Below are 20,913 nucleotides of genomic sequence, written 5' to 3'. Positions count from 1 at the left end.
ATATAGCAATCCTAAACGATAAGCGGGTTGTGAGAGGCGCACCCCGAAGGGGTGCGCCTCTCACAACCCATTTGGGATTGCCATAGGCTGAAATGCTGCGCTCCGTGCATAATGTTAACCCATCACTATTCCAGTTCTGATTGAGCACGTTAACGTTTTACTTTAAGCAAACTTCAAGTTTCAAAATAGATTGTGTTGAACTGTAAGTAGAGACGAGTATTTGTGGAACTCTTACATTAGAAATGTCATCTATTAATGCCTACCTAACTTGCTCAAGATGGAGTATGGCTGGACGCAGCAGTTGTGTTTCAAATAGAGTGGTAATTTGCTTGAAAAGCCAACTGCGTGAGCTTCTCAAATAAATTATTATCCGCTCTAGAGCATGACCGACGCAGTTTCATCCCTTGCACATTTCATTGAAAGAAATGTCAGGCTGAATGGTCAGACTGATCCCATTTACCAGGTTGCTAATTAAAGTTGGGATGTGCGACGGAGAATTTGCATGACGGAAATCCAGAAAACCCATTCTGAATTTGCATTGCTAGACTATGTCCCCGTTGGGGTATGTGTTTTGCAGTCTGATTTTACAGTGCGGTTCTGGAACCAATGCCTAGAAAATTGGACTGGCATTCGCAAAACAGACATCCATCAACAGAAAATTGATGTCTATTTACCCGATTTCAAACCGTCTAATTATCCCAGCCTCAATCAGGTCTTTACCGAGGGAATTTCGTTAGAGCTGGCGCAAACTAAGCCAACCTTGATGATTTCGGCATTTTTACCCGATGGTAATTTGCGATCGCAATCCATCACCATCACCGCCATACCGGCGGTACACGGCAACGGGTTTGATGCCCTCCTCACGATTCAAGATATTACCGGATGGACGACCCCGGAAACGCTTCAGCCGTCTTCGCTCCATGCTGCTTCTCCTGCTGCCTCAGTTGACGTTGCCTCCCTGTCATTGGATGAACTGGAGCAGTTTTATGTCCAGGATTTGTTGGATAACGTCAATGATCTGATTCAAAGTGTTGCCCCCGATGGTCGAATTCTCTACACCAATCGGGCATGGCGCAACAGTTTGGGATATAGCGATCGCGACATTCAACACCTTTCGATTTTCGACATTATTCACCCCGACTATCACAGCCATTGTCAGGCAATAATGCAGTCTGTGATAGCGGGTCATGCCTGTGAAGGCATAGAAACCGTCTTTTTAGCCAAAGATGGTCGGGCGATCGCGGTCGAGGGCAATATTAACTGCCGCTTTGAAAACGGCATCCCCCAGGCGACCCGTGGCATCTTTCGGGAGCTGACCCGGCGCAAACAAGTTGAACTGGATTTGCGTCGAAGTGAAGCCAATTTGTTACATGCCCAACGGGTTGCCCACGTTGGTAGTTGGGAGTTTGACGTTGCAACTGCCAAAATTTCCTGGTCAGAAGAATTATTTCGTATTTTTGGGCTAGATCCCAATCAAACCGAACCAACGGTCAGTGAATGCTTTCAGCAAATTTATCCAGGCGATCGCAAACTCTGGCGGCAAACGATTGATAGCATTCTGGCAACCGGCGAACCCTGTGAATTCGATTTTCGCATCGTTCGCCCCAATGGGTTACTGCGCTATGTTGAAGCTCGCAGTGAGGCCGTCAAAGATAAACAGGGCAAGGTGGCTCAACTGTTTGGCACAGCCCTTGATATTACCGAACGCAAGCAAACCGAAGCGGCACTGCGACAAAGTGAACAACGCTATGCGATCGCCGTTAGTGCTGGCAACATGGGGGTTTGGGAATGGAATTTGCAAACCAATGAGATGTATCTCGATCCTTTCCTAAAAGCCATGCTGGGCTATCAAGACGACGAGATTGACAACCACATTGAAAATTGGACGCAGCTGGTCTATCCAGAAGACCGGGCATTGGTGCAACAGGCGCTCGAAGATTATTTGACCGGGCAGACGCCGTCGCTAGAGGTGGAGCATCGTATGCTTCACAAAGACAACCACATTTTGTGGATTCTGGCTCGTGGTATGGTAATCCGAGACAGTAAGGGACGACCGATCCGTTTGGCAGGAACCGATACCGATATTACTGAGAGCAAACAGACCGAAGCAGCACTCCGCGAAAGCGAAACCCGGTTTCAAAAGTTGGCAGCCAACCTGCCGGGTATGATCTATCAACTGTTGTTGAGAACCGATGGCACGATGTCGTTTACCTACGTCAGCCCCGGTTGCCGCGAAATTTTTGGGGTCGAGCCAGAGCAGGTGCAACACGATGCGGCGTTCGTCATCGATACGGTGCATGTCAGCGATCGCCTGCATCTGATGGAATATATCAACAACTCTGCCCAAACCTTACAGCCGTTTCAATGGCAAGGCCGGGCAATTTTAGCGTCCGGGCAAGTCAAGTGGCTGCAAAGTGCTTTTCGTCCGGAACGTCGTCCCAATGGCGATGTTCTTTGGGATGGGTTGCTGATCGATATCACCGACCGTCGCGCCATGGAAGAGGCGTTGCGCCAAAGCCAGGGACAACTGAACAGCATCCTCAACTCGCTAGATGACCTGGTCTGGTCAGTTTCCGCAGAAACGGGCGAAATTTTGTATTGCAGCTCCAATGCTGAGAAAATTTATGGTCGCCCCGTTTCCGATTTTTCAGAAAATCCCAACATCTGGTTGGCAATGGTGCATCCGACAGACCGAGATTGGGTGACTCATGCCTCGCAGAAATTATTTGAACTTGGGAGTCAAGATATTGAATATCGGATCTTGCGAGCCGATGGCGAAATGCGCTGGATTCGCGATCGCGCTCGCTTAATTCGTGATGAATCGGGCAACCCGATGCGAGTAGACAGCATCGTCACCGACACAACCAAACGTAAACAGGCAGAAGCAGCCCTGGAACAACAATTACAGCGGGCATTGCTCCTTAAACGGATTACCGAAGAAATTCGTAGCAGCCTCGATATTCAACAGATTTTCTTGACGGCGAGTGATCAGGTGGGGCGCGTCTTCCAGGCCAATCGTTGTCTGATTCGCTCCTTTGTGGGGTACCCCTCACCGGAGATTCCGCTGGTTGCCGAGTATTTAGAAGCTGACATTGAGTCGGTTGCTCACATCAAAATTCCTGTGATCGGCAATCCCCATGCCGAACAATTACTCTTGGGCGATCGCGCGATCGCGTCTTCCAATGTGTTTGAAGAACCTTTGCTGGCACCTGTAATTATGCTGTGCCGGCAACTGCGGGTTAAGTCCATGCTATCGGTTCGTACCTCTTACAAAGGAGAAGCCAATGGGGTGGTAACCGTGCATCAGTGCGATCGCTTTCGCCAATGGACAGACGATGAAATCGAGCTGGTCGAAGCTGTGGCAGCCCAGGTAGGAATTGCGATCGCCCAGGCGCGGCTGTTAGAACATGAGCGCTATCAACGGCAAGAACTCAGCCTCAAAAATATTGCATTAGAACAAGCAAAACGAGAAGCCGATATTGCGAATCAGGCAAAGAGCGACTTTTTGGCGACAATGAGCCACGAAATTCGCACCCCCATGAACGGTGTCATCGGCATGACCGAGTTGCTGTTGGATTCTTCCCTGACCCTTCAGCAACAAGATTTTATTGAAACCATCCGCAGCAGTGGCGAAACGCTGCTCGCGATCATTAATGATATTTTGGACTTTTCCAAAATCGAATCGGGCAAGTTAGAGCTAGAAGAAGTGTCTTTTAACTTGCGCAGTTGCGTCGAGACTGCGATCGATGTTCTGGCACCCAGAGCCACCGAAAAAGGCTTAGAACTAGCCTATCTGATCCATTCCAATGTCCCGGAAATGGTGATTGGCGATGTCACACGGCTCAACCAAATCTTAGTCAATCTCTTGGGTAACGCAGTCAAATTTACGGAGACTGGGGAAGTTACCGTGTCCGTGGTTGCTCGGCAACTGCAAGGTAACCCTAACTTAGTCAAAGCTGTGCCCAACGTGGCAGGTCGCCCCCATCTGCCCTATGCCATTCGCTTCACTGTCAGTGATACGGGTGTGGGCATTCCATCCGAGCGACTCAATCGCCTGTTTAAACCCTTTAGCCAGGTCGATTCTTCGATTAATCGGGTCTATGGTGGCACCGGGTTAGGGTTAGCCATCAGCCAGCGGCTGACCGAAATGATGGGGGGTAGAATTTGGGTTGATAGTGAGGAAGGAAGTGGGTCTAATTTCCATTTCTCGATTGTGGTGGGGGTTGTCTTACCTGCCCAACCCACGTCCGCTAATTTACCGGCGTTTGCGCTCACCGGAAAGCGGCTCATGTTAATTGACGATAACGGGTTTAATCGTCGCAGTTTGGCACTCCAGGCACAGACTTGGGGCATGAATGTGCAGTCTTTTTCCTCTGGGCAAGCCGTCTTCGAATGCTTGAAGCAGGGAGACAGGTTTGATGTTGCCATCATCGATAGCCAAATGCCCGATCAAGATGGATTTGCGCTAACGAATACAATTCATCAATTCCCAGCCTATGCCAATTTACCCGTCATTTTGCTGACCCCAAAAAATTGGGCAGATACAACACTATCCTCGACCTCACAACGGTTGACGAAGTATCTAAGCAAACCTGTCAAACAGGCACAACTCTATAAAATCTTGATGGAGTGGTTTACCCAGGCTGCCTCGTCTCAGGCGATCGCCACCAAACCATCTGACAGTGGTCAAACCCAGTTGGCAGACGGCTGTCCGTTGAAAATTCTGATTGCAGAAGACAATCCGGTGAATCAAAAAGTATTAATTCGGCTTTTGCAACGGTTAGGATATCAAGCAGATGTTGCCAATAATGGCTTAGAAACGTTAGCGGTTCTCTCAAAAGAACCCTATGATGTCGTGCTTATGGATGTGCAAATGCCGGAGATGGATGGCATTACGGCAACCCAACAGATTCATCAGCGCTGGAATGGGCAAACTCGTCCCTATATCATCGCCGTGACAGCCAGTGCCATGCAGGGCGATCGCGAAGAATGTCTCAGAGCCGGAATGGATGATTATCTCAGCAAACCGATTCGATTTGAGCAATTGACCCAGGCATTGTTAAAATGCAAGCGACCAGACCCCTCAAACCCCACGCCACAGGTGTTACCGACGGGTGATCTGGAAATCTTAAAAACGATTGAACGTGAAATTGCGGCATATGATGCAGATCTGACGGTTGAATTGATCGATTGCTATTTAGAAGATGCTCCCAAACGCCTCATCGATATTCAAACGGCTGTGAAAGAAAGGAATGCGATCGCTCTGAAACGAGCGGCTCATACCCTTAAATCAAGTAGTGCTGCTTTAGGAGGAAGCGAATTCGCGAAATATTGTGAACAGTTAGAAAGACTAACAGACATCGACAAAGCCGCAGAGATGCTCCCCTCCCTGCTCACTCAATATGAATCTCTCACCCGTGTATTACAGTTCAAACGTCAGCAACTGAGTTGACCCGTATGGATTGACCCGTATGGGTTAACCCGTGTGGATTGACCCGTATGGATGCATCTACCTACAACGAGTTATGGACTTAACCGCTCCCTCATCCGATCCCCCCTTGATTTTGGTTATTGATGACGATCGCTTTATGCGGGTTCAGATCCAAGACATGATGGCGCAGGAAGGCTATCGGGTGGAAGAGGCAAAAAATGGAGAGGAAGGGTTAGCCGCCTATGCCCATCTTCATCCAGATGTTGTCTTATTAGACGCCGTTATGCCGATTATGGATGGCTTTACCTGCTGTGCCAGACTTCAAGAAATGGGGGTAACCGTTGACCCTGCCGCAACGATGCAGAGTTGTTCACCCGTGTTGATGATTACCAGCTTAGAAGACCAAAAATCAGTCGATCAAGCGTTTTCGGTGGGTGCCGCAGATTACATTACCAAGCCGATTCACTGGCCCGTTTTGCGACAAAGAGTTCGCCGCTTGATTGATCAACACCGACTGTACTTACAGTTGCAAGCCACTAATCAAAAACTAGCAGAAGCCAACTATGCCCTAGAACGCATCGTGTCTCTAGACAGTTTGACTCAAGTGGGCAATCGCCGCCGATTTGATGAATATTTGCAAAAAGAATGGCGTCGTTTATCCCGAGAGAGAAAAGTTTTATCGCTAATTTTGGCGGATATCGACTATTTCAAGAGTTACAACGATACCTATGGGCATCAGGCAGGCGATCGCTGTCTTTATCAGGTTGCTCAGGCGATTAGAAATGCCGTCAAGCGTCCTGCGGATTTGGTTGCCCGCTATGGAGGTGAAGAGTTTGCGGTCGTGTTACCCGATACGGAGGCGAAGGGGGCGATTCATGTGGCGAAAGAGATCCGACACCATATCAAACAATTAGATTTAGAGCACGTCGAATCTCCGATTGAGGGAAAAATTAGCTTGAGTTTGGGGGTTGCCAGCCTGATTCCCGATGTTAACCTTACCCCTGCGACCCTGATTTCGATTGCTGATCATGCCCTCTATCAAGCAAAAGCCTCAGGGCGAGACTGTATCTGTCTGTCTGCATCTTAATCAGGTGCTATCTTACAGCGCTTCGCGCTTGAATATAGTTAGATTTTTTGTTGTGTGCCGCGCGGAGCGCGGCACACAACAAAAAATCTGTGGCTTAATCCCAGGGTTAAAGCATTGGGATTACCTCAGACGATTAAATAGCCAGAAGGAAATCGCAATGCCAAAGAAGTAGGCAGTCACCGCATTGATGTTGGATTGCACAACAAATAAATCCAGCGGTTGAACGATGGGCACTGCCGCCGATCGCAAAATCCAACCTTCTGGCTGGGAAAGGGCGATCGCCAACACAGAACCGATGATTGCCTGGGCACCCAAAATCGTGAACATCAACCCCAAAAGATTGACCCTCAACGCCAACCGCACCAGCTTTAACGTCTCCGTTTTACTGGGTCGATCACTCTCAACCGCTGACTGCAACCGAGCTGCGAAACGGGTATACCGAAACGCCAAATAAATGCTAACTGCGAGGGTGACTAACCCACAAATGGCAAACAACGTACCCAAGCCAACGCCGAGAAAGCCAGCTCCACTGCGGGCATTGCGGCTAAATGCAGCATAGAAAAATAAGATTGCGCCAGAAACGACTGCTAAAACAAGCTGAAGCCAGAAGATTGACCATCCAGCCCGACCGATTAACAAAGCCACCTTCTGAGGAGAAGTTTGACTCAAAGCCGTATCCGTCTTTTCTGGCATCGTTAACCTGGTGTGCGAACCAGCATCACGGGGCAATTGGCATAGACGCGCACATAGTCAGACAGAGACTGACCCAGCAAGCGATCGAGATCGGGCAGCCCTTTAGCAATGGTAGGACGGCGATCGGGCGATCCGAGCATGAGCAAATCTACATTCATCTCTTCTGCAACCTGGCAAATCCGCTCCCCTGCCTTGCCTTCAGGTGCCACACACTTATAGCTAATACCCAATTTCTTGGCTTCGTTGATGGCAGGAATCAGCACGGGGTCTTCTTCCGCCTTGGCAGCAATTTCACCTGGCTTGATCTTCATCTCAGGGTTGGTATGAACCAGAACCAGTTGCCCACCCTTGGTGTCGCGCAACAATGCCAATGCCAGCTTTAATGTTTCTTGCGCTGAATTAGACTTATCCATTGCCACCATAATGCGGTTGATCTTTTTGACATAAATGTCATCTTTTACCAACAACATGGGGCGAGATGCAAGCTGAAACACATATTGGCTGACCGAATTTTCCAGGATGGATTGAATCCGCTTTAAGCCGCGCGATCCCATGATGATCAAATCAGCATCCAACTCTTCTGCAACTTTGCAAACAATATCTTTAGGATCGCCAGCCCGAAGAATCGTATTGACCTGAGCGGGATCAAGCTGGAGATATTGAATCGCTTTTGCTAACAACTTACCGCCTTCTTCCCACTTGTCTGTCATACCATCGGATGTGACTTGAGGGGGCACCACATGCAAAATTGTAACCGCCGCCCGTTGAATCAAAGGGATATCCATCAGGGCTTTCAACATTTCTTCTGTGTTGCCAATCCCAGAGTCTGCCAGCAGAATTTTTTCAATCATAATTACCTCGCAAGGTTAAATCCGATGCTTTAAATAAACGATAAGAAATGAGGCGATTTCAAGATGATTTATTGACACCTTATCTTTATTGAATTATAGGTTAAAAGCTGGGTCGAAATGGTCAATCTTGTCAATATTTTCAGTTAGAAATATATCGCTGAGAGTCAGCTAAATATCTATACGATTTCTTTATTTTTTAAAATCTTTCTCATTAAGCAACTTTGCAATGTAGGGGTTGAATTCAATTTATATGCTTTGCCTAGCAAACAATTGATTGAATCCAAGAATTAAGCAAGATCAGCAGAATAAGAATCCTTTAACATTAGTTCACAAGACGGCTGGCAGTGCCTATAGCAGCCGCAGGGCTGGTTACGACAGGGGCGCGGAGGCTGTGCCCCCGGACAGGGGTTCTATCCCTGCACCCCATCCTCATCAACCATTTATTGGCTATGTCAATCTCAAATGGTTTGTGAGAACCGCCTATTGCACAATTGATTTAGGACTGCTATAGATAAATCTCGAAATTGATTATAAATCTTTGTCAATACTCGATTAAACCAGCACGATCTTTAAACCCATATGTTTTGTCAGTTTCTACCGGGTGAAAATGCAGCCAAGCCCCAGCCTACCTTCACTTTCGCAGAAATCTAGCTACTCAATAAAGAATGTAAAAAAAAGTATAGAAAGATGTCGAACGGCTCGGCTGAACGTTGTCTTTTCACAGTCGCAGGGCTTATACAATCAATGCTTCTGATCAGGTTTTAGATCGGATTCTATGCTCGTTCAGCTTGAAGAAAAAAGTTTTTCTAGCCAGAAAATTCCCAACTGTGCAAACCCTAGAATCTCGCTGACAGCTTAAGATAGTTGGAAAAGAGATCCATCATTAGGTTGGTTGAGTTTTGCAAATCACGTTTCTAGGAACCAGTTCTGGTGTACCGACGCGATCGCGGAATGTCTCTAGCATTGCCTTGCGGTTACCTCAGCGGGCAGAAGTCTGGCTATTTGACTGTGGCGAAGGGACGCAACATCAAATTTTGAGAAGCGAAATTAAAGTCAGCCAGATCACTCGTATTTTTGTGACCCACATGCACGGCGACCATATTTATGGCTTGATGGGGTTGCTGGCAAGTTGCGGATTGGCGGGCAATCCCACCCGCATCGACATCTACGGACCCCCCAAATTAGATGAGTATCTAAAAGCCTGTGGACGCTATTCTCAGACCTATTTTTCTTATCCCGTCAAAGTGCATACTGTGCAACCTGGTGTGGTGTTTGCCGATGATGAATACACCGTTAGTTGTGCGCCTTTGACCCATCGAGTGCCTGCATTTGGTTATCGGGTTGCCGAGAAAGATAAACCCGGACGGTTTAATGTCGAACATGCTCAAGCCCTGGGGATTCCGTCAGGGCCCCTCTATGGCAAGCTGAAGCAAGGGGCGATCGTAACTTTGCCCGATGGACGAGTGATTAATGGTGCCGAACTGTGTGGTGAAACCCAGATTGGGCGTAAGTTTGTCTATTGCACAGACACCATTTATTGCGATAGTGCGGTGGAACTCGCGCACGATGCTGACGTTTTGATCCATGAAGCAACCTTTGCCCATCAGGATGCAGAGTTAGCCTATCAACGGTTGCATTCGACCTCGACGATGGCAGCACAGACAGCATTGAGTGCCGGAGCCAAGCAGTTAATCATGACCCACTTTAGCCCTCGCTATGCGCCGGGAAATGCGATCGTTCTCGATGATCTGCTCAGCGAAGCCAGGGCAATTTTTCCTAAAACCCTGATGGCATCCGATTTTTTCACTTACGAAATTCCCAGACGCCAGGTCGATCAGCAGGCGATCGCCCATGCCAGTTAATCCTCGTTCGATGAGGGATCAATACCTATCAATTGATTTGGTGAAGTAATCGAGTGGAGAGGCGATCGCTTCTCTCCCCTGTTGGTTGAGGATCACAGTTTTGGCAGCGCGGCATCGCCGCGCTGCCAAAACTAAATCTTCAGTTTTACTAAGGCTCATAGATTTAATAACCCGTAATTCTTTTTGAGAGAGCGACGGCTCCGCCGTCGCTCTCTCAAAAAGAATTGGGTTTGATTCAATCCACGAGCCTGAGAGATGGGAGGATTACTGGTTTGCACCTTCAACCGCTGTTGTTGGCGGCAAGATGACTTTCTGTGCCAGTCCTAGTTTTCTCAGGACTTGAATTGCCCACCAGGTCATATCAATTTCCCACCATTTCCAACCGGCTTTGGCTACATTGGGATGAGAGTGGTGGTTATTGTGCCAGCCTTCGCCATAGGTCAAAATCGCTGCCCACCAAAGGTTACGAGAGTTATCATCGGAATGAAAGGTGCGATAACCCGTAATGTGAGTTGCGGAGTTAATCAACCAGGTGCTGTGCCAGAGGAGTACCGCTCTGAGGAAGATCCCGTAAATCACAAACGACCAGCCACCCAGCAGATACAGTCCGATTCCTAACGCGACTTGTAACAGTAAAAAGTAGCGATTTAACCAGCGATAGAAGGGATCGCGAGCCAGGTCGGGCGCAAATTGTTTGTAATTGTGGTAGTCAAAAAATTCTGTGCGGGGGTAGAACAACCACAGCATATGGCTCCACCAGAAGCCTTTACGAGCGGAGTACGGGTCTTTTTCGACATCTTCTGTGTAGAGATGATGCAACCGATGTCCTGCCACCCAAAAAATAGGACCCCCCTGCAACGCTAACGACCCGATGATGGCGATCGCATATTCTAACCACTTCGGTACTTGCAAACTGCGATGGGTCAGCAAACGGTGGTATCCCAGACAAATGCCGATGCTGCCAAACAACCAGTGCAGCAAGACTGCTACGCCCAGCGCCGACCAGGAGAAAAACCAGGGAGCCAGGAGAGCCAGCGCATGAAACGCTCCGAAGAACACGACACTTACCCAGCTCAGCGCAAGCGTCTGCCCACCCACAGGGGCAGTTTTAATGGAATTGGATGTCATAAATAATCCTTGATGTATATGCCACAGACTGGCACTACTGAATTTTGCGATGGTTGCTGTCGAGTGGGTTTGACGCTACTCCACACAGCCACTACAGCATCATCCATGCCTTGAAAATCAACCCATTGCTACCAGGTTGATTGACTCAACCCAACATATGGGCGGAAGCTTGCACTTATGCAGAAAACCGATACAGTAAGAGGAGAGATGCAAGCGTTACTTACATTTTCTAGTGTAGCAACGATGTTTCATTCTTGCAAGTGGCACTTGCATTTTGCCTATGTCTGTTCAACGAAATTCAACTCGACAGCGTTTAATTGACGCAGCGCTGGAGTTGTTTGCTTCTCAAGGGGTGACGGAGACGACAACCAAGCAAATTGCGGAATTGGCGGAGGTCAATGAAGTGACCCTATTTCGCCATTTTGGTAATAAGCATGGGTTGTTATTGGCTGTCATTGAAGAGGCTGCCGTGTTCACGCACCTGGGACAAGCACTGGTGCAGCAGTCCACTCAGACCAGAAATATTTATCAAGCCTTAAAAGACTATGCGACGGCTTGTTTGCAGGCACTCGAAGGGGTGCCGCAGGTGGTGCGGTCGGTGGTGGGTGAGGCAGGTCAGTACCCTTCAGAAAACCGGATCGCACTGGGTCGGGGCTTTACCCAAGCCAACCGCTATGTGGCTGAATATTTCGCTGCCGTGATTAATGATGGGCAACTCAAAACTCACTTGCCCGCCGAAAAACTGGCGAGCTTGCTAAATGGGATGTTGCTGGGCTATGCAGTGATTGAATTCACCAGCGAGTTCCATGAGCTATGGCAGGATCGCAATGATTTTTTGGAGAATTTAATTACTCTGTTTTTGCATGGTGCTGTTTCACCCTCAACGACCTCTCCATCTCATGGGCTGGCTGACTCTCAGTTGTTGGTCGCCCGGACGGCGCTAACGCTGTTGGCAAATCCCGAATGGGTCAGTGTTGACCCGACGAGTTCTGAATTAACCCGTTCTGAGGAGACTAATTCAGAATTGACGAGTTTAGATGCGGTTGATTCTGCGATCGCCTCAGACCTCGTTGCCGATTTACCTGCCAATCTGGTACATACGATTTTGCACCGCGCCAGGAAACTCAGCTTACAAGACTATGCGATCGCCTATGTCTTATTTGGAGCCGGACTCAGTGCCGCAGAATTGGTCACTCTAGAGCAATCTCACCAGGTTCGAGATGCTCATCAACAAATCTTGCATATCCGGCAGGGCAAATTGCGCCAGGTACCTGTGAATCAATGGATTATGGGCAAACGTTATGGATCATATACCAACAATCCCTTAACCAAATGGCTCAAAACCCGGAAGGACACCCACGCCGCTATGTTTATTAATGAGGCTGGGCAGCCGTTATCAGCAGCGGAGTTACAGGAGCGATGGCAAGCTTTTACATCCGATCTGTTTACCCCTGAAGGACACCCCCCCACGATCGAACAGGCTCAACACACCTGGCGGGTCGATCTATTGATCAAGGGGATGGATTTAAAAAATCTCAGCATTTTGACAGGGCTGGATGAATCTCAACTTCAGCGATATAGCGATCGCGCCAAAGAAAAATTAGCGTTAGAACAAGCCATTCGACTTGATCAAAAAGCGTAGAGCCTCTGGCATTGTGGATTTTGGGGATGAATGTGAACGTAAAACCACAGGTTTCACGTTTACATTCATCTCATACCGATTTAAACAGCCTGCACGGCACATCAATCTTCTGTAGGGGCGCATGGCGATGCGCCCTTACGGGATCTGGTGCGATCGCTAATTAAATTGGTATAGCTTTACATAGTTATTTTAGGACGTTGGGGTGTGGGGCAGTGCCCCACGCAGGGGTTTTACCCCTGCACCCCGTCCTAACCTAAGTGCGTAGCGATATATCACTACAACCATGCTGAGATTCTTTTATCTAGCTGGCAGGGTCTGAGGGCGTTGCCCCCAGACCCTGCCAGCCGATGATGGGATTATTGGCTTGGCGGTTGAGTTGAAACCGTGTCGGCGGTAAAGGTCTGGCTGGCGATCGCACCTGGATCACCCATAATTTGCGGCGCTCCCTGGTTAAAGGAAACTGTAACTGCGCCTGCATTCCCAGCCCGAATGATAACCGCATCTTGCCCTGCCCAGGTTTGTTTGGTACCGGACGCGAGCGTGCCTTCGTACTGCACTTTGCCGTCAACGGTCACTCTCATCCACGAATTTCCCGTCAGGCTGACATCGACCTGAACCGGAGCGATCGGCGAGGGTTGAACGATAATCGGCGAAATCTCAACGGTGGGAGTAGGTGCGGTGGCTGAAGGGGAGGCAGTCGTTTCAGCATCATCTGCATCCCGTTGTAACCCCGATTGAATGGAACTGATCAGGGTGGCAGGCAATCCCGATTTGATCAATGCATAGATGACGCCAATCAGGGCGATCGCCCCAATCCCCAAATAGATTGGATAGAGCATCGGATAGAGCGATCGCGGGCGTGGGTTTGGCGATCGGATAGGCTTCAGCTCTTTGGCTGGAACCGAGACAGGCGGTAACTCCGGGGCTGGCTCTACTTCGGGGCTGGGCGTCGCAATTTGCAGCGGAAACTCTTTGGCTAAGTTCAACCCATCTAAGCCCAACGCTTCAGCATACCGGCGAATAAAGCCTCGCACAAACACCGGCTCTGGCAAAATCGTTTCCTGACCGGCTTCGATCGCTTTCAGCATTCGCATCGGGATGTACGTTTTTGCAGCAATTTCTTCCAACGATTTGGCTTGTTCTTCGCGCACCTGCCGGAGATAGCTACCAATATCTTTCAAAATCGTGATTTGAGATGGATCAAACCTGGTCACGCTGCCCCCTCACCATTCGTTCAACAGGAATCACATACAGGTAAGAATTTTATAGGATGACTTATCCTTTCCCTATAAAAATTCTTGCTGTTGTTAAGAAGTTGCTAAAAAACAAGTAGTGCAAGCCCTAAGGATCGTGGATTAAATAAGATCGAATATTGAATCATTTGCAGGGGCGAACGGCCGTTCGCCCGTACAACAAATCATCGGAGTTATTAAATTCCCATTCCTAAGCATCACAGATTATTTAACCTGAAATTTGGGTTGAGAGAGCGACGGCGGAGCCGTCGCTCTCTCAACCCAAATTTAGTGCAACATGGGGATTGAGGACTGCGCTTCCAAGATAAGGGTCAGCAGGGCAGCGCCCTGCTGACCCGCTAACCCATTTCACTAGATTGAAGGAGTACGCAGATGCCAGTCTGTTGATTGCTCATAGGTATGGGCAACCTCCAGCAATAAATCCTCTCGCAGCACATTGGCAATCATTTGCATCCCAATGGGCAACCCCTGCTCATCAAACCCACACGGCAAACTCAGGGCAGGTAATCCTGCTAAGTTTACCGGAATGGTCATCAAGTCAGACAAGTACATACTCAGGGGATCATCCGTTTTTTCACCCGCTTTAAAGGCTGTGGTCGGGGACGTCGGACAGATCAAAATATCGACCTGGGCAAATGCTTTTTCAAAGTCTTGTTTGATCAGAGTGCGAACCTTTTGAGCTTTCAGATAATAGGCATCGTAATAGCCTGCTGACAGCACATAGGTGCCAATCATGATCCGGCGTTTGACCTCTGCCCCAAACCCATGTGCCCGAGTTTCGGTATACATCGATAGTAAATTTTCGGGATCAGGGGTGCGGAAACCATATTTTACGCCATCGTAGCGTGCCAGGTTAGCGGACGCCTCTGAAGGCGCGATGATGTAATAGGTTGGCAATCCGTAGCGGAACTGGGGACAAGAAATGACCTGCACTTCGGCACCCAAGTCTTGCAGTCGGCTAACACCTTTGGTAACAGCAGCCTCAACCACGGGATCGAGTCCCTGCCCAAAGGTTTCCTTGATCACACCAATGCGCAACCGACCTCTGGGTTTCAGGTCAGGCCGTAAACTGGCAGCATAGTCTGGAATCGCAACATCCAGACTGGTGGAATCTTTAGCGTCATATCCGGCGATCGCCCCTAGCAAAATCGCGACATCTTCCACCGTTCGCCCAAATGGTCCAATCTGATCCAACGACGACGCATAGGCAACTAAGCCAAAACGCGACACCAGACCATAGGTTGGTTTCATCCCCACCACCCCACACAGGGCAGCCGGTTGACGGATCGATCCACCCGTATCAGATCCCAATGCGATCGGCACTTCACCCGACGCTACTGCCGCTGCCGAACCACCCGACGAGCCGCCCGGAACCCGTTCTAAATCCCAGGGGTTTGCTGTTACCTGGTAAGCCGAGTTTTCGGTCGAGCTGCCCATGGCAAACTCATCCAGGTTGGTTTTACCGACAATCACCGCACCCGCGTCTACCAACTTTTGGGTCACGGTTGATTCGTAAGGAGGGATAAAGCGCTCCAGAATTTTTGAACCACAGGTTGTCGGAATTCCCTTCGTACACATATTATCTTTCACTGCAATGGGAATCCCTGCCAACATACCAATGGATTCACCTGCCGCAATCTGGGCATCGACCTGTCGTGCCTGCGCCAGTGCCCGATCGGCAGTGATGTGCAAAAAGCTATGTAATTTGGGTTCTAATGACTGAATCCGGTCTAGTGTTTCTTGAGCAATTTCTACAGCCGACCGTTCTTTCTTAATGAGTTGACGATGCAACTCGCGGATGGATGCCATGCAGCGACCTCATCAGTTTAGCGATTAACAGAATCTATACCTCAGCAACTACATAGTTTATCGACAATCGGCACAATCTGCAGACTGAGAAAGGTCATCGGATTGTCATGCTACGCTGTTAGACACGAAATTCAGCCTGAGCATCGGAGACGGATGACTTATGTTGCTAGAGTTTAAGCGTATTACAGTACCCCCAGGGCAAAAAGTTTTGTTGAACGATGTCAGTTGGCAGGAGTTCGAAACCATTCTGGAAGAGTTGGGCGAACATCGGTCTGCCAGAGTCGCCTATGCCAACGGGACGTTAGAAATTATGACTCCATTGCCTGAACATGAAGTCAGCAGAGTTTTGATTAGCAATTTTGTAGAAGCTTTGCTCGAAGAATTGGATATTGAGTTCTGGTGTTTAGGCTCAACCACCTTCAAAAATCAACTCATGCAGCAGGGGATTGAACCCGACAATTGTTTCTATATCCAACATGAGGCAGCGGTACGGGGTAAGGATCGGTTGGATTTGACCATCGATCCCCCTCCCGATTTGGCAATCGAAGTGGATGTGACCTCTCGCACCCATACCGACATTTATCAAGATTTGGGAGTGCCCGAGTTGTGGCGATTTGAGCGAGGTCAGCTACACATCAATTGCCTCCAAGCAGGGCAGTACGAGGTCGTCGAATCCAGTCCCAATTTCCCTGGTTTGCCGTTGCAACATGCTATTCCCGAGTACTTGCAACAGACTAAGATATGGGGACGAAATAAGACGATGCGTGCCTTCCGGCAATGGGTCAGGGACGAGGCAAGATTGAGGTAGGGTGTGGGTAAAAAATTAAAGCCGCGCTTTGTGGTGCTGCAAATTTTGCCAGGGCTGAGGCAGTTGCTGTCCTACCAGCGTGCCTGGTTTCGGGGCGATATGTTGGCAGGGTTGACGGTTGCTGCCTATTTGATTCCGCAATGCATGGCGTATGGTGAATTGGCGGGACTAGAGCCTGTGGCAGGGTTATGGGCAATTTTGCCACCCCTGTTGATTTATGCCCTGGTGGGGTCTTCGCCACAACTGTCGATTGGTCCAGAATCGACCACAGCGGTGATGACGGCTGTAGCGATCGCCCCTTTAGTGTCTACTAATTCCAACGAATATGCAGGGTTAGCCGCTCTACTCTCGTTTATCGTCGGCATTATCTGCATTATTGGCTATCTGACCCGGTTAGGATTTCTTGCTAATCTGCTGTCCAAGCCGATCTTGATTGGCTATATGGCAGGGGTTGCCGTGATTATGATAACGGGGCAACTGAGTAAAATCAGCGGTATTGAGCTGGAAGCCAACGGCGTCTTTAGCAAAATCATTGAATTTGTCAGTCGGCTCGACCAGGCTCACCTACCGACTTTAATATTGTCCATTTTAGTGCTTACCTTTTTATTTACGATTCAGCGATGGTTTCCTCAATCACCCGGTCCTCTCCTGGTGGTGCTGTTAGCCACCGCTGCCGTGATGCTCTTGCAGTTGGAGGCACAGGGCATTGCTGTGGTGGGCACCATTCCGGCGGGCTTACCGCACTTTGTTTTTCCCAACGTCTCTGTAGCCGAATTGCCCAGTCTGATTGCGTCTGCGTTTGGCATTGCCTTGGTCGGCTATTCCGACAATGTGTTGACGGCACGGGCATTTGCCAGTCGCAACCACTACAAAATCGATGTCAATCAAGAGCTACTGGCGCTGGGTGCGGCAAACGTAGGAAATGGCTTAATGCAGGGGTTTCCCATTAGCAGTAGCGGCAGTCGAGCCGTGATTGGCGATGCCCTGGGTAGCAAAAGTCAGCTTTTTTCGCTGGTGGCGTTCGGTGTTGTCGTTGGCGTTTTATTATTTTTGCGTCCTCTTCTGGCAGCATTTCCCAGTGCTGCTCTAGGAGCGATCGTCATCTATGCCGCCACGAAACTGATTGACGTTCCAGAATTTTTGAGATTGCGCCAATTTCGCAACAGTGAATTTTTCCTGGCTATTATTACCACGTTGGGCGTTTTGTTCACCGATATTTTGGTTGGCGTAGCGGTGGCAGTGGGCTTATCGGTCATCGATGTGTTTACTAGAATTTCCCGACCCCACGATGCGGTTATGGGGGAAGTGCCCGGTTTGCCCGGTTTGCATGACATTGCAGATTGGGATGGTGCCACGACAATTCCGGGGTTAGTGCTCTATCGCTATGATGCGCCCCTTTGTTTTGCCAATGTGGAAAATTTCAAACAACGAGCGTTTGCTGCCATTGATGCAGAAACAACTCCAGTAGAGTGGTTTGTTTTAAATACGGAGGCGATCGTAGAAGTTGATATTACCGCGATTGATATGTTGGAAGAGGTGTATGACGAATTAGCGGCGAGAGGAATTACGTTTGCTCTGACGCGGGTAAAGCAAGACCTTTACACGCAACTAAAGCGATCGGGACTCTTGCAAAAAATTACTTCAGACCATATTTATTTCACCCTCCATACGGCGATCGCAGATTTTGAAACTCGCCATCAATCACAAGAATCATAGAGATATGTAGCGCTGTGCAAGTTTTTTGGGGGAGAGCTGCGCTCCGCGCAGCTCTCCCCCAAAAAACGTCATCTATCTAAGCGCGAAGCGTTATAGGGATGACTTGAGAATTAAATCGATCAATGTTTGAATGAATTGTTCGTTTGAATGGTGGTTTAATTGCTTTCCATGCAAGACTTCCTGACTAAAAATGTAGGAGGTCAATGCACCCCAAAAAATTTGAGCCGTTATCGTCGGATCGACCAACTTTAATTCTGGATGAGCGTGAAGATAACGCCCCAATACCTCATCCCCCTTATTCACAACTTCCCGCAAATAAAGCTGCGCCAATTCTGGGAAACGCCCCGATTCAGCAAACAGTAGCCGAATAAACGCAATATATTCAGGATCATTCATGCGATCGAGCAAAATACTGGCAAGACGATATAACACTTGCTCCGGGGGGTCTGTTGGCAACAATTCACAGCCAAACTCAACCTGAAAGTGGCGTAAAACCAACCGTTCAAATAACGCGACAAACAACCCTTCTTTGCCGTGAAAGTGATGATAAATAGTATGTTTAGAAACTTTTGCGATCGCCGCCACGCGATCCATACTGGTTCCGGCATATCCATATTGCAGAAATACTTGCATGGCACCCACCAAAATTTGTTCGGGCTTACCACGGGTTCCAGCACTATCAGTTATCGATGGAGCACTCACCATCTCTGGATCATCTTGATCGTGAATCATGAATCAAGCTTATAGGTGGAAAGAGTTGCGAGGAAAGGAATCATTCATCCCATCAGGTGAAGTCGTCATCATACAACAGCACGAGGCTGAGACGATGAGAGAATTTATAGGATGGATGGTTAGAAACGCCGATGTAGATTGAGCAAGGACATCGAGTCCTCTGCGCACTAAAATTATCAGACCCTGGCAAATCACCGAATTGGTGATTATAAAAGATACAGGTAGAATTCTTGATTAAAGATTCAGACATCCATTTTTTCATGGCTTAGGATCATGGATTTAATAAGTAATTCTTGGGTAAGGGCGCACCGCAGTGCGCCCCTACAGAGCACTTGACTCATAGAAATTATTTAATCCGCGATCCTTAGGATCATAGATGCATTAACTTGTAATTTGGTTTGAAAAAGTGATGGCTCCGTTGCCACGCTCAAAACGAATTGCGATTTATTCAATCCACGATCTTTGAAAACCTATCGCAAAAGTGACGAGGAGAATTGATTTTTTTACTCAAGGAGTATAAAAATCAATTCTCCAATTAGGGCTCCAGATGAATAGCGATCGCCATAATTTGTAAATATATGTGTAGACAGGACTCTTGGCAGCGTGTAAGGTAATTGTAGTGCACTGTACGGTGTAGTTTGATTAGTTGCACCTTTTCGACAAAAATCAAGCCCTCAGATGGGGTGAGTTTATGGATGTTGGCAGGGCTTCAAGCTTGTTTAAAGGACGAAATCTGTGGTTGTGGCTCATCGTGTTGGCATTGTTGGGAACGAGTGCCATGCTGGTTCGGACGTTGTTTTTGGCTCCGGCAGTGACTCAAACCCAGGACGTTGCACCTGTGCCCGAGCAAGTGACCGTGGCAGCATTGGGCAGATTAGAACCTGCCGGAGAAGTTGTTAAAGTCGGTGGTCCCGTGGGCGATCGCATCTCCCGTCTAGACATAGACGAAGGTGACTACGTTGTCAAAGGCGATGTCCTGGCGTATCTCGAAAGTTATGAAGAACGTTTGGCAGAGCGAAATTACGCTGCAAGTCAACTCGATGAAGCCAGGAAACGAATGCGGGCAGAAACCCAGTTGGGAGAAGCTCAAATTCAAGAAGCCCAAACTCGGCTCCAGCAAATTGACCAGCCACAAGAATTAGAAGTCCAGGCGCAGCAAGCCACGATTCGTCAGCTAGAAGCTGAGTTGTCGTTAGCACAGACTGATCTGGCACGATTTGAAACCTTGCAACAAGAGGGTGCGATCGCGCAGCAGAACTTAGACCAACAGCGATCGGAAACTCGACAGATTGAAGAAAGACTCAACAATGCCAGAGTCACGCTGGCACGCTTAGAATCTGCCCGCAATAGCGATATGAGCAATGCCCAGGCGCAGGTGCAATCCCAACGGGCAAATTTGACGCGATCGCAAGCCCAAATCGACGTTGAATCAGCCGATCGCAACTTGCGGCTGGCAGAAGCACGACTCGATCGCACGATCATTCGGGCACCCAGCGACGGTGAAATCCTTCGGGTTATTGCCCAACAAGGGGAAGCGATCGCTGAACAGGGCATTTTGGAAATGGGCGACACCCGACAGATGTATGTTGTTGCCGAAGTCTACGAAACCGACGTGAGCAGAGTCCAAGTTGGTCAGACCGCCAGCATTACCAGCCGGAACGGTGCATTTAATCAAATTCTTAGCGGCACAGTCGAACGTGTGGGCAGCCAAATCTTCAAAAATAATGTTCTCGACGACGACCCCGCCGCCAACGCCGACGCTCGCGTCGTCGAAGTCCGCATTCGCCTCAACCAAAGCGAAGTCGTCTCTAAATTAACCAACCTGCAAGTCGATGTAAAAATTGACGTGCAGGAATAAACGATTAGGGATTAGAAGTTCAGGATCAGGACCATTCCCCGTT

Annotated in this window: 14 protein-coding genes; 7 read left to right on the top strand and 7 right to left on the bottom strand. The window is 48.8% G+C overall.

Features of this window, described 5'->3' with window-relative positions; all coding sequences use genetic code 11:
- Window positions 1-502 precede the first annotated feature (502 nt).
- Both ACR6Z4_RS13455 and ACR6Z4_RS13450 read left to right on the top strand, forming a co-directional pair.
- Window positions 503-5,452, top strand: coding sequence for a PAS domain-containing protein (locus tag ACR6Z4_RS13455; protein WP_479717796.1), 4,950 nt, complete (start codon window positions 503-505; stop codon window positions 5,450-5,452).
- A 73-nt stretch (window positions 5,453-5,525) separates the two neighbouring features.
- The gene (locus ACR6Z4_RS13450) at window positions 5,526-6,518 is read left to right on the top strand and encodes a diguanylate cyclase domain-containing protein (protein ID WP_479717795.1); all 993 of its coding nucleotides are present in this window, start codon (window positions 5,526-5,528) and stop codon (window positions 6,516-6,518) included.
- A gap of 120 nt (window positions 6,519-6,638) precedes the next feature.
- Here the strand turns inward: ACR6Z4_RS13450 and ACR6Z4_RS13445 are convergent, their stop codons facing one another.
- On the bottom strand, window positions 6,639-7,211 hold the full coding sequence (locus ACR6Z4_RS13445; protein ID WP_479717794.1) for a DUF3611 family protein: 573 nt from the start codon (window positions 7,209-7,211) through the stop codon (window positions 6,639-6,641).
- 2 nt (window positions 7,212-7,213) lie between these two features.
- Window positions 7,214-8,062 (bottom strand): universal stress protein, encoded by an 849-nt coding sequence (locus ACR6Z4_RS13440; protein ID WP_479717793.1) that lies wholly within the window; start codon window positions 8,060-8,062, stop codon window positions 7,214-7,216.
- Between the two features lie 899 nt (window positions 8,063-8,961).
- On the opposite strand from ACR6Z4_RS13440, the gene ACR6Z4_RS13435 reads away from it, so the two are divergent.
- Entirely contained in the window at window positions 8,962-9,924 is a 963-nt protein-coding gene (locus ACR6Z4_RS13435) for a ribonuclease Z (protein ID WP_479717792.1), read from the top strand.
- Between the two features lie 18 nt (window positions 9,925-9,942).
- Here ACR6Z4_RS13435 and ACR6Z4_RS13430 read toward each other — a convergent pair whose 3' ends face one another.
- Window positions 9,943-10,083 (bottom strand): hypothetical protein, encoded by a 141-nt coding sequence (locus tag ACR6Z4_RS13430; protein WP_479717791.1) that lies wholly within the window; start codon window positions 10,081-10,083, stop codon window positions 9,943-9,945.
- A 105-nt stretch (window positions 10,084-10,188) separates the two neighbouring features.
- Complete coding sequence (locus tag ACR6Z4_RS13425; protein ID WP_479717790.1) at window positions 10,189-11,052, bottom strand: acyl-CoA desaturase; 864 nt, start codon at window positions 11,050-11,052, stop codon at window positions 10,189-10,191.
- A gap of 280 nt (window positions 11,053-11,332) precedes the next feature.
- Here ACR6Z4_RS13425 and ACR6Z4_RS13420 point away from each other — a divergent pair, with 280 nt between their 5' ends.
- A complete protein-coding gene (locus ACR6Z4_RS13420) occupies window positions 11,333-12,694 on the top strand; it encodes a TetR family transcriptional regulator (RefSeq protein ID WP_479717789.1) in 1,362 nt (453 codons plus the stop codon).
- A gap of 356 nt (window positions 12,695-13,050) precedes the next feature.
- Here ACR6Z4_RS13420 and ACR6Z4_RS13415 read toward each other — a convergent pair whose 3' ends face one another.
- A complete protein-coding gene (locus ACR6Z4_RS13415) occupies window positions 13,051-13,908 on the bottom strand; it encodes a helix-turn-helix domain-containing protein (RefSeq protein WP_479717788.1) in 858 nt (285 codons plus the stop codon).
- A 390-nt stretch (window positions 13,909-14,298) separates the two neighbouring features.
- Complete coding sequence (gene gatA / locus ACR6Z4_RS13410; protein ID WP_479717787.1) at window positions 14,299-15,756, bottom strand: Asp-tRNA(Asn)/Glu-tRNA(Gln) amidotransferase subunit GatA; 1,458 nt, start codon at window positions 15,754-15,756, stop codon at window positions 14,299-14,301.
- Window positions 15,757-15,916: 160 nt separating this feature from the next.
- Here gatA and ACR6Z4_RS13405 point away from each other — a divergent pair, with 160 nt between their 5' ends.
- Window positions 15,917-16,564, top strand: a complete 648-nt coding sequence (locus ACR6Z4_RS13405) for a Uma2 family endonuclease (protein WP_479717786.1) — start codon at window positions 15,917-15,919, stop codon at window positions 16,562-16,564.
- A gap of 3 nt (window positions 16,565-16,567) precedes the next feature.
- Window positions 16,568-18,280 carry a SulP family inorganic anion transporter gene (locus ACR6Z4_RS13400; RefSeq protein ID WP_479717785.1) on the top strand — a complete coding sequence of 571 codons (1,713 nt, stop codon included), beginning with the start codon at window positions 16,568-16,570 and terminating at the stop codon, window positions 18,278-18,280.
- Between the two features lie 90 nt (window positions 18,281-18,370).
- Here ACR6Z4_RS13400 and ACR6Z4_RS13395 read toward each other — a convergent pair whose 3' ends face one another.
- Entirely contained in the window at window positions 18,371-19,012 is a 642-nt protein-coding gene (locus ACR6Z4_RS13395; protein WP_479717784.1) for a TetR/AcrR family transcriptional regulator, read from the bottom strand.
- Window positions 19,013-19,703: 691 nt separating this feature from the next.
- Here ACR6Z4_RS13395 and ACR6Z4_RS13390 point away from each other — a divergent pair.
- Window positions 19,704-20,870, top strand: a complete 1,167-nt coding sequence (locus ACR6Z4_RS13390) for an HlyD family secretion protein (RefSeq protein WP_479717783.1) — start codon at window positions 19,704-19,706, stop codon at window positions 20,868-20,870.
- Window positions 20,871-20,913 lie beyond the last annotated feature (43 nt).

The sequence above is a fragment of the Calyptranema fuscum S582 genome, assembly GCF_055793305.1.
The sequence above is the reverse complement of the archived record's forward strand: the minus strand, read 5'-3'. Positions and strand labels throughout refer to the sequence as shown.

Bases quoted from the DNA above. Each gene is read 5' to 3' on its own strand.
- ACR6Z4_RS13455 (WP_479717796.1), top strand. From the start codon at position 503: ATGACGGAAATCCAGAAAACCCATTCTGAATTTGCATTGCTAGACTAT.
- ACR6Z4_RS13450 (WP_479717795.1), top strand. From the start codon at position 5,526: ATGGACTTAACCGCTCCCTCATCCGATCCCCCCTTGATTTTGGTTATT.
- ACR6Z4_RS13445 (WP_479717794.1), bottom strand. From the start codon at position 7,211: ATGCCAGAAAAGACGGATACGGCTTTGAGTCAAACTTCTCCTCAGAAG.
- ACR6Z4_RS13440 (WP_479717793.1), bottom strand. From the start codon at position 8,062: ATGATTGAAAAAATTCTGCTGGCAGACTCTGGGATTGGCAACACAGAA.
- ACR6Z4_RS13430 (WP_479717791.1), bottom strand. From the start codon at position 10,083: ATGAGCCTTAGTAAAACTGAAGATTTAGTTTTGGCAGCGCGGCGATGC.
- ACR6Z4_RS13425 (WP_479717790.1), bottom strand. From the start codon at position 11,052: ATGACATCCAATTCCATTAAAACTGCCCCTGTGGGTGGGCAGACGCTT.
- ACR6Z4_RS13420 (WP_479717789.1), top strand. From the start codon at position 11,333: ATGTCTGTTCAACGAAATTCAACTCGACAGCGTTTAATTGACGCAGCG.
- gatA (WP_479717787.1), bottom strand. From the start codon at position 15,756: ATGGCATCCATCCGCGAGTTGCATCGTCAACTCATTAAGAAAGAACGG.
- ACR6Z4_RS13405 (WP_479717786.1), top strand. From the start codon at position 15,917: ATGTTGCTAGAGTTTAAGCGTATTACAGTACCCCCAGGGCAAAAAGTT.
- ACR6Z4_RS13395 (WP_479717784.1), bottom strand. From the start codon at position 19,012: ATGATTCACGATCAAGATGATCCAGAGATGGTGAGTGCTCCATCGATA.
- ACR6Z4_RS13390 (WP_479717783.1), top strand. From the start codon at position 19,704: ATGGATGTTGGCAGGGCTTCAAGCTTGTTTAAAGGACGAAATCTGTGG.